10 protein-coding genes are annotated in these 8,512 nt (G+C 67.6%); 6 read left to right on the top strand and 4 right to left on the bottom strand.

Annotated features, from left to right (window positions below):
• Positions 1-382 (top strand): hypothetical protein (locus E1263_RS17290; RefSeq protein WP_132168531.1); only part of this gene is annotated, 382 nt, incomplete at its 5' end.
• On the opposite strand, the gene otsB is transcribed toward E1263_RS17290, so the two are convergent.
• Genes otsB through E1263_RS17275 form a run of 3 tightly spaced genes read right to left on the bottom strand, consistent with a single transcriptional unit; the run spans position 348 to position 2,097 of the window.
• Positions 348-1,181 (bottom strand): trehalose-phosphatase, encoded by an 834-nt coding sequence (otsB, locus tag E1263_RS17285; RefSeq protein ID WP_132168529.1) that lies wholly within the window; start codon positions 1,179-1,181, stop codon positions 348-350. The genes E1263_RS17290 and otsB overlap by 35 nt on opposite strands.
• Positions 1,178-1,786, bottom strand: a complete 609-nt coding sequence (locus E1263_RS17280; RefSeq protein ID WP_132168527.1) for a LytR C-terminal domain-containing protein — start codon at positions 1,784-1,786, stop codon at positions 1,178-1,180. The genes otsB and E1263_RS17280 overlap by 4 nt, the downstream gene beginning before the upstream one ends.
• Before the next feature lie 2 nt (positions 1,787-1,788).
• On the bottom strand, positions 1,789-2,097 hold the full coding sequence (locus E1263_RS17275) for a DUF3263 domain-containing protein (RefSeq protein WP_132168525.1): 309 nt from the start codon (positions 2,095-2,097) through the stop codon (positions 1,789-1,791).
• Positions 2,098-2,244: 147 nt separating this feature from the next.
• On the opposite strand from E1263_RS17275, the gene E1263_RS17270 reads away from it, so the two are divergent.
• From E1263_RS17270 to E1263_RS17250, 5 genes are read left to right on the top strand one after another with little or no spacing between them, the layout of a single operon-like run.
• Positions 2,245-3,648 (top strand): amidase, encoded by a 1,404-nt coding sequence (locus tag E1263_RS17270; protein WP_238161298.1) that lies wholly within the window; start codon positions 2,245-2,247, stop codon positions 3,646-3,648.
• On the top strand, positions 3,639-4,637 hold the full coding sequence (locus E1263_RS17265) for a Gfo/Idh/MocA family protein (protein WP_132168523.1): 999 nt from the start codon (positions 3,639-3,641) through the stop codon (positions 4,635-4,637). Before E1263_RS17270 ends, E1263_RS17265 begins: the two co-directional genes overlap by 10 nt.
• Before the next feature lie 7 nt (positions 4,638-4,644).
• Positions 4,645-6,042, top strand: coding sequence for an alpha,alpha-trehalose-phosphate synthase (UDP-forming) (locus E1263_RS17260; protein WP_132168521.1), 1,398 nt, complete (start codon positions 4,645-4,647; stop codon positions 6,040-6,042).
• The gene (locus E1263_RS17255; RefSeq protein WP_132168519.1) at positions 6,029-7,450 is read left to right on the top strand and encodes an FGGY family carbohydrate kinase; all 1,422 of its coding nucleotides are present in this window, start codon (positions 6,029-6,031) and stop codon (positions 7,448-7,450) included. The genes E1263_RS17260 and E1263_RS17255 overlap by 14 nt, the downstream gene beginning before the upstream one ends.
• Positions 7,447-7,776 carry a hypothetical protein gene (locus tag E1263_RS17250; protein ID WP_132168517.1) on the top strand — a complete coding sequence of 110 codons (330 nt, stop codon included), beginning with the start codon at positions 7,447-7,449 and terminating at the stop codon, positions 7,774-7,776. The genes E1263_RS17255 and E1263_RS17250 overlap by 4 nt, the downstream gene beginning before the upstream one ends.
• On the opposite strand, the gene E1263_RS17245 is transcribed toward E1263_RS17250, so the two are convergent.
• Complete coding sequence (locus E1263_RS17245; RefSeq protein WP_165956644.1) at positions 7,777-8,388, bottom strand: hypothetical protein; 612 nt, start codon at positions 8,386-8,388, stop codon at positions 7,777-7,779.
• Between the last annotated feature and the right edge of the window lie 124 nt (positions 8,389-8,512).

The following is an 8,512-nucleotide window of genomic DNA, read 5'->3' as shown; positions in this document are numbered from 1 at the left end:
GGCGAAGGTCACGCGGGGGCCGCGGGGGTTGTTCTTTGCCAACGGGTATCGGCTGGGGTTCCCGGTAGCGGGGGCGTTCACGATCGGGAACGTGGTGCTGAGCAAGCACGACGTGAGTTATTTCGACAGTGAGCTGCTGGTGAAGCACGAGGAGCGGCACTCGTGGCAGTACTTCTGCCTGCTGGGGTTGCCGATGTTGCCCTTGTACGTCGTCGGTGTCGTCGCCTCGTGGCTGCTGACCGGGTGTCCGGCGTCGCGGAACCCGTTCGAGCGGCTGGCGAGTCTGCAGGACGGCGGTTACGCGGAGCGGCCGGTGCAGCCGATCAACAGGACGGTGACGCAGGCGTTCAGCGCGCTGCGATCGCGTCCGAAAGCGCCGTGAGGACGGTGACGACTCCGCTGGGGTCGTCGACGACGATGTCGGCTGCTTCGATCAGCTCGGTGGCGCCAGAGGAGCGAGTGGCGAGCAGTACGGCGTTCAAACCGGTCCTGCGCCCTTCTTCGACAGCACGGAACGCCGCCAGGTCACCTAGGTCGTCACCGGCGTAGAGGATCGACTGGGCGCCGGTCGACTCGAGTAGCCGGCGGAGAGCCACGCCCTTGTCGATACCGGGCGGGCGGAGTTCCAGGACCAGGTTGCCCGGCTCCAGGCGGAGCTGGGTCTCGTCGGCCAGCTCGGTGAGCGGCGTACGGAGGCGGTCGAAGGCGCCGGCCGGATCGCTCAGGCGACGCGTGTGGACGGCCAGCGAGCTCTCTTTGTCCTCCACGAAGGCATCTGGCACGCCTGCGATGCTCAGGAGCTCAGGGAGCCGCTCACGCGCCACTGCGACGCCGGCCGGGACCGGGTCGCTGGTGATCTTGCCGGTGGACGCTTCCCACTGCTCCAGGCCGTAGTGACCCAGTACGACGAGTCCGCCGAGCCCGGGGTGTCCCGTGACGCCGGTCAGCTCCGTGGCGACCAGTGCCGGTCGGCCGGTCACGATGGCCACCTGACGGACGGAGCGGGCCAGCCGGGCCAATGCGTCGAGTGCACCGTCGACGGGCCGGGCGCGGGCCGGGTCCTCGACCAGCGGTGACAGGACGCCGTCGAAGTCGGTGGCGATCACCGCGCTGGCCGGATCGGCGACGATCGCCTGCCAGCCGGCGTGCCCGAGGTCGGTCTGGATGACCGGCGTACTCATCCGGTGTAGTCCGAGGTCAGGATCACGGTCAGGCGATCCATCTTCATGTTGTCCAGCGCCGGCTTGGTCCGCGCGACGCCCAGGTCACGGGCCAGCTGATTGGCCTGCTGCACCATCCGCGGCGGGTAGTAGACCGTGCTCTCGACGACCTTGCCGTGCCAGTTGTCCACACCGGACACCGTCCAGCCGGCCTGCCGTGCCCGCTCGGCCACCTGGTCAGCCAGGCCCTTGCGCGGGGTGTTGTTGTACACCTCGGCAGCCGGTCGCCCAGCGGTCGGAATGGCCGTCGGCTGCGTCGCCGGAGGCTGTGTGGCAGGCTCACTGGGCTCAGTGCTGGGCACCGTTGTCGGAGCCTTGCTGGGAGGAGTCGTGCTGGGAGGAGCTGTGGTCGGCTTCCGCGGCGGCACACTCGCACCGACCGTCGAGGGACCACCGGACGGCTTGGCCGACGGCTTCGGCGTGTCACTGGTCTTCGGCTGGTCCGCGCTGCTCTCCTGCCCGCGCGTCCCGAACAGGACGAGCAGGCCACCGACGACGGCGACGACGGCAACAACAGCGACCAGGGACGAGAGCACCTGGCCCTTGTCGCCCTTGGGGCGAGACATCGTCAGACCTCGATACCCAGTCGACGTGCGGAGCGGGCGCGTTGGCGGGCAGCGCGCAGACGGCGCAGCCGCTTCACCAGCAGCGGGTCGTGCGCAAGCGCCTCGGACTTGTCGATCAGCGCGTTCAGCACCTGGTAGTACCGGGTTGCGGACATCTGGAACTGGTCCCGGATCGCCTGCTCCTTGGCCCCGGCGTATTTCCACCAGTGCCGCTCGAAAGCAAGGATCTGACCGTCACGCTCGGAGAGCCCCGCAACCACTGGCATCGCGGCTTCGGCGGGCTCGGAAGAGCTGGCGTTGGCGCTGTCCATCTGCTGCTGACTCCTGTGCGGTCGGTGATCGTCCGTCCGCCGTCCACTCTACGGTCCGAACAACAGCAATGTCATTCACCGGTCCAACGACACGGAGCGTGTCGTACGTGGGCGGCCGGGCAGGGGCAACTCTGGCAGGATCAGAGGGTGAGCTCAACTCTTTCCAGCCAAGCGCTAGTGGAAGAGCTGCAGGCCAGGAGCCGTGCGGTGGACCCGCTGGTCAACGCCATCTGCACGCCCAGCCCCGCTGCTCTCACCGATGCCGCCCGACTCGACACGGAGCGTGACCAAGGTCGCGTCCGCGGGCCACTGCACGGCGTACCGGTCCTGATCAAGGACAACATCGACACTGCCGGGCTGGCGACCACCGCCGGTTCACTGGCGCTGGCCGGGCAGCCACCGCCGCCACAGGACGCGCCTCTGGTCCAGCGGCTGCGGGCAGCCGGCTGTGTGATCCTCGGCAAGGCCAACCTGAGCGAGTGGGCAAACTTCCGCGGCTCACACTCCTCCTCCGGCTGGAGCGCGTACGGCGGTCTCACCCGGAACCCATATGCGTTGAACCGGTCCCCTGGTGGTTCCTCCAGCGGCTCTGGAGCCGCAGTGGCCGCCGGGCTCACCGACTTCGCCATCGGCACCGAAACCAACGGTTCAATCGTCTGTCCGGCCGCTCTGAACGGCGTTGTCGGGATGAAACCCACAGTGGGTCTCATCCCACAGCAGGGCATCGTTCCGATCTCCCACTCGCAGGACACCGCCGGTCCGATGACCAAAACGGTTCTGCAGTCCGCAGCCCTCCTCACCGTGCTCACCGGCGGTGGGACCGACTACACCGAGCACTGTCGCGGCGCTGATCTCACCGGCGTCCGCATCGGCGTACCGCGCGGTCCGCTCTGGGGCTACTCACCCGGCCTGGACGAGGTCACCGAGCGGGCTCTGGAGATCCTGAGCCGCTGCGGAGCCACTCTGGTCGACCACCTGTCGCTTCCGAGCCCCGGTGGCGACCAGGACCAACTCCACGTCCTCTCTCACGAGATGAAGGGCGACATGGCGGCGTACCTCGCCACGCGCGCTCCGGGCGGGCCTAAGACGCTGGACGACCTCATATCGTTCAACCGCGACCACGCGGATGTGGAACTGCAGTGGTTCGGCCAGGAGCTATTCGAGCGCTCCGCAGCCACCGAAGGGCTGGACTCGCCGACGTACATGGCCGCACGGGTCAGCGCACTGGCCGGGGGCCGTGACGGCATCGACGACCTGCTTCGCGACAACCAACTCGACGCACTGGTCAGCCCGTCGTACTCGCCGGCCTGGAGCATCGACCTGGTGAACGGCGACAATGTGCTGGGCGGCTCGTCGTCCCATGCGGCCCTGGCCGGTTATCCGCTGCTCTCGGTGCCCTCCGGGCTGGTCACTGGCCTGCCCGTCGGCCTCACGTTCAGCGGTACCGGTGGGAGTGACGCCACGCTCATTCGCTTGGCTCACGCCTTCGAAACCGCGAGAATCACAGCAGAAGGTCCGTTCCCGACACCGGAGTTCACACAGTGGGTGTAGATCGTGTCAGATGGGGAATCGTTGCTACTGGCAACATCTCCACGTCGTTCACGCGTGACCTGAAGCTGCTGGACGACGCGGTCGCGACCGCTGTTGCCTCGCGGTCCCAGGACAGCGCCGACCGGTTCGCTGCCGAGCACGGCATCGAGCATGCGTACGACGACTACCGCCGGCTGATCGAGTCCGGCACCGTCGACGTGATCTACATCGGCACTCCACATCCGCAGCACTACGCCATCGCCCGCACTGCGTTGCAGGCCGGTGTCGCAGTGCTGTGTGAGAAGCCAGTGACGCTGACAGCTCCGCAGGCGCGCGATCTGATCGCCGTTGCGGCCGAACACAAGACGCTGTTCGCCGAAGCGATGTGGATGCGCACCAACCCGGTCATCCAGGCGCTCTTCGCCGACCTGGCGACCGGAGTGATCGGTGAGCCGCAGCAGGTCGTCGCAGACTTCGCCTTCTACAAGCCCTCGCTCCCTGCCCGGCTGCTGGACCCGGCCCTGGGCGGTGGCTCGCTGATGGACGGCGGCATCTACCCGATGACGTTCGCCTACATGGCGCTGGGGCGACCGGCCGAGCTGAAGGCGGTGGCGTCCCTCAACGAGGACAACATCGACCTGAACGTCGCCATGGCGTGGCGCTACGACTCCGGTGCGGTGGCGGCGCTCACCTGCGGGCTGCGGTCGCAGAACCCGTGGGTGGCCTCGGTGAGCGGTCCGGAGGGCAGCCTGCAGTTGCCGAACCGGTTCCACCACCCTGAGTACTACGTCCGTCACACAGCCACTGGGGCGGAGCGGATCGACGTACCGGCGCATGGGCTTGGGTACCACTACGAAGCCGCCGCCGTGATGCATGCGCTGCGCGAAGGGCAGATCGAAGTGCCCTCGCTGCCGCATACCGGGACGCTCGAGATCCTCGAACTGCTCGACGAAACGCGGAGCCAGATCGGGGTCCGCTACCCCGGTGACGACGACGACCTGACTGGATGAGCAAAACATGCCCGACGGACGAAGTTCCTTCGTAGTGGTGGCCAACCGGCTGCCTGTCGACCGAATCGAGATGCCCGACGGCAGTACGGCGTGGCGCCGCAGCCCAGGCGGTCTGGTGACCGCCCTGCACCCGGTGATGCAGGCCCACGAAGGCGCCTGGATCGGCTGGACCGGTAGCGCCGACGAGAAGGTGGACCCGTTCGACAACGACGGGATGCACCTGGTCCCGGTGATGCTCACCGCCGAGGATGTGGAGCTCTACTACGAGGGCTTCTCCAACGCGACGCTCTGGCCGCTCTACCACGACGTGATCGTCGCACCGGAGTTCCACCGCGAGTGGTGGGAGTCCTACGTCGCAGTGAACCGGCGGTTCGCTGAGGCCGCGGCAGAGGCGGCCGATGAGGGCGCTGACGTCTGGGTGCACGACTACCAGCTGCAACTGGTGCCGGCGATGCTGCGTCGTCTCCGTCCGGACGTCCGGATCGGGTTCTTCCTGCACATCCCGTTCCCGCCCACCGAGCTGTTCGCCCAGATGCCCTGGCGCCGGCAGATCCTCGACGGGCTGATGGGAGCCGACCTGGTCGGTTTCCAGCGCCCAGGCGCCGCCTCCAACTTCGCCCGGCTCGCCCGGAACCGGATGGGCCTGCGGACCCGCGGCGACCGCATCCACCTGCCGGACGACCGCGTCGTCCGCGCCAAGGCGTTCCCGATCTCGATCGACGTCGGTGAGCTGGAGGAGCTGGCCCGCAAGCCGGAGACCGAGAAGCGTGCGCAGGAGATCCGCGACGAGGTCGGCAACCCGGCCCACATCCTGCTCGGCGTCGACCGGCTCGACTACACCAAGGGCATCCGCCAGCGCCTGCGCGCGTTCGGCGAGCTTCTGGACGAGAAGCGCATCTCTGTCGACGAAGCGGTCTTCGTGCAGGTAGCAACGCCGTCCCGTGAGCGCGTGGAGCAGTACCGCGTGCTGCGCGACGAGATCGAGCTGCTGGTCGGCCGGATCAACGGTGAGCACGGCCGCATCGGTACGCCGGCCATCAACTACCTGCACACGTCCTACTCGCGGACCGAGATGGCTGCGCTGTTCCGGGCCGCAGACGTCGCAGTGGTGACCCCACTGCGCGACGGCATGAACCTGGTCGCCAAGGAGTACGTCGCAACCCGGTACGACGACACTGGGTCGCTGGTGCTCAGTGAGTTCGCCGGTGCGGCCGATGAGTTCCGGCAGGCGTTCCTGGTGAACCCGCACGACATCAACGGGATGAAGGACACCATCGTCGACGCCATGAACACCGACGACCGTCAGCTCGGCCGCCGGATGAAGGCGATGCGCAAACACCTGGCCGCGCACGACGTGAACCTGTGGGCCGCGAACTTCCTCAAGGCCCTCCATGACGAGGACTGACGGCCGGCTCCTCGCGCTCGACCTCGGTACGTCGTCCAGCCGGGCGCTCGTCCTCGACGCTGCGGACGCATCCCCGGTCCCCGGCGCACTGGCGCGCCACAAGATCAGTCCGACGTACGGGCATGACGGGTCTGCGGTTCTGGACGTGCACGAGTACGTCGAGGGTCTGCTGAGCTGTCTGGACGAGCTGGAGCAAGGCGGACACCTCGAAGGCATTGAGGCGATCGTCCTGTCGACACAGTGGCATTCGGTCGTCGCTCTGGACGCTCAGGGCGCCGCGCTGACGCCAGTGGTCACCTGGGCGGACACTCGCTCGATCGACCTCGATCTGGGGTCGTCGTTCGACGAGCAGGCGTTCCACGCGCGCACTGGCAGCTGGCTGCACAGGCTCTACTGGACGCGCCGCATCCCTTGGCTGCTGAGCGAAACGAGCCCTGTCAGCTTCGCCGGTCTCCCCGATCTGGTGATCGAGCGACTGATCGGTGAGCGCGTCACGTCGGTCTCGGTCGCCTCCGGCACCGGCACACTCGACCTGGCCACCGGCCAGTACGACGAAGAGGCCCTGCAGATCGCGGGTGTGAAGGCCGACCGCCTGCCCCCGATCGTCCCGACCGGGTGGACGGGTCAGCTCTCGGCCGAATACGCACGACGCTGGCCCGGACTGGTCGGCGTACCGGTGCATCCGCCGACTGGTGACGGCGCTGCGTCCAATGTCGGCACCGGCGCCTACGACGAGACCACCGCAGCAGTAACAGTCGGTACGTCGGCCGCGGTGCGGGTCGTGCACCCGATCGACAACGCACCCGAGCTCCCGTGGAACCTCTGGCGGTATCGGGTCGACGACAAGCGCGCAGTGACCGGTATGGCGTTCTCTGCCGCCGGAAACATGCATGCCTGGCTCACGAACGTGCTGCGACTCGAACACGACGAGCCGACCACTGTGGAGATCGGTGCGCCCGGTGTGATCGCCGTACCGTTCCAGGCAGGCACTCGACCGCCTGCAACGGTCCCTGGCGGTTCCGGTGTCTACTTCGGGCTGTCATTCGACGACACCGCCGAGACGCTGCTTGCTGCATCCCTGCAGGGTGTGTCGTTGGAGGTGGATCGCGGACTGCGCATGCTGGACGAGCTGTTCGGACACGAGCTGTCCGTCGTCCTCGGAGGCGGCGGTATCGACGCCTCCGCCTGGTGGCGGCGCTGTCTCACCGCCACCTTCGCCCGCCCCACCGACGTCTGCGCCGAGCCCGAGGTCGGCGCCCGCGGCGCAGCCGCAGTAGCTCTCGGCCTGTCCCCCCTACCCGGCGGCGAGCACCTCACTCCCGCCGCCGACGATGTAGACCGCGTAGCCGCCCTGCGCCCCCGCTACGAGTCCCTCCGCGACCTGGCCGTCCAGGCGAGCAGCCTGTGAGCGGCGAGGTCGAGCGACTGCTCGCGGCAGACCCGGTAGAGATGGCGGCCAAGTCCTTCGTGGCGATAGTCACCTGGAGCCAGCTCGGCGATTCGTTCACCCGGCAGCAGATCATGAAATGGTTGACCCAGGAATTCGGCAAACCACGCTGGAACGACCAGCTCGCCTTGAAGGCCTACAACGCGGTCATTTTCGAGCTCGAACTGATCTACGAGCAGGCGAGGATCGCCGCCCGCCGGAGCGATGGTTCGGTGACGATTCTCCCCCGTGGTGTGCGTTTGCGCGACGCCCCCGACCCCGTCACCGCGCTCCGCGAACTGCTCTGATCAGGCGTTCGGCGTCAGGCTGAGCGTCTGCGTGGCGGTCTCGAGGACGTTGCTCAGAACCTTGCTCTGGCTGGGCGCACCGCCGACGGTGATCTCGACGTTGCCGCCCTGGCCGCCCTTGAGCTCGGCGTACCGCGAGGCGACCCAGCGGGTGGTCTTGCCGCTCGTGTAGGTGTAGACCACGGTGCTGACCGTGACCGGGCCCTGCCCGACGGTCGAGGTGCCCTTGACGGTCGCCTTGGCCACGATCTTCAGCCCCGGCGTGCCCTTCAGCGACGCGATCTTCTTGTCCATCTGTGACTTCGTGCTGGCCGGTCCGAGCCAGGTGTTGAACCGGATCATCCGGCCGTTCGCCGCGTCATCGAACTTCGTCTCGTGCTTGCCGATCGAGGACTCTTTCCACGTCTTCGGCAGCTTCGAGTGCGAGATGTACTTGCCGTTGCTCATCTTCTCGAAGTTCCGCATCGCAAAGGTGATCGGCGCAGCCTGCGCCGCCGCGGTGTTCTGCTCAGCCGCATTGCTCTGCACCGCTCCCCCCAGGAACAGCACCCCCGCCCCAGCCAGTGCCGCAACTCCGGTCAGCGCGCCCGCCACAACCCCGTACCGCTTCATTTCTGTGGTTCCCCTCTGCGCTTCCTCCCTGGCCGCGCACCGATTGAGACACCCGCCGCCGCCAAAGAGTTCGTTCTTCGACGGAGATGGAATGGTTGCCGCTGACATGAACCGGACAGCCTCG

The sequence above is a fragment of the Kribbella antibiotica genome (assembly GCF_004349055.1).
GTDB classification, from domain to species: domain Bacteria; phylum Actinomycetota; class Actinomycetes; order Propionibacteriales; family Kribbellaceae; genus Kribbella; species Kribbella antibiotica.
Note: the sequence above shows the minus strand (reverse complement) of the source record. Positions and strands in the feature narration are given on the sequence as shown.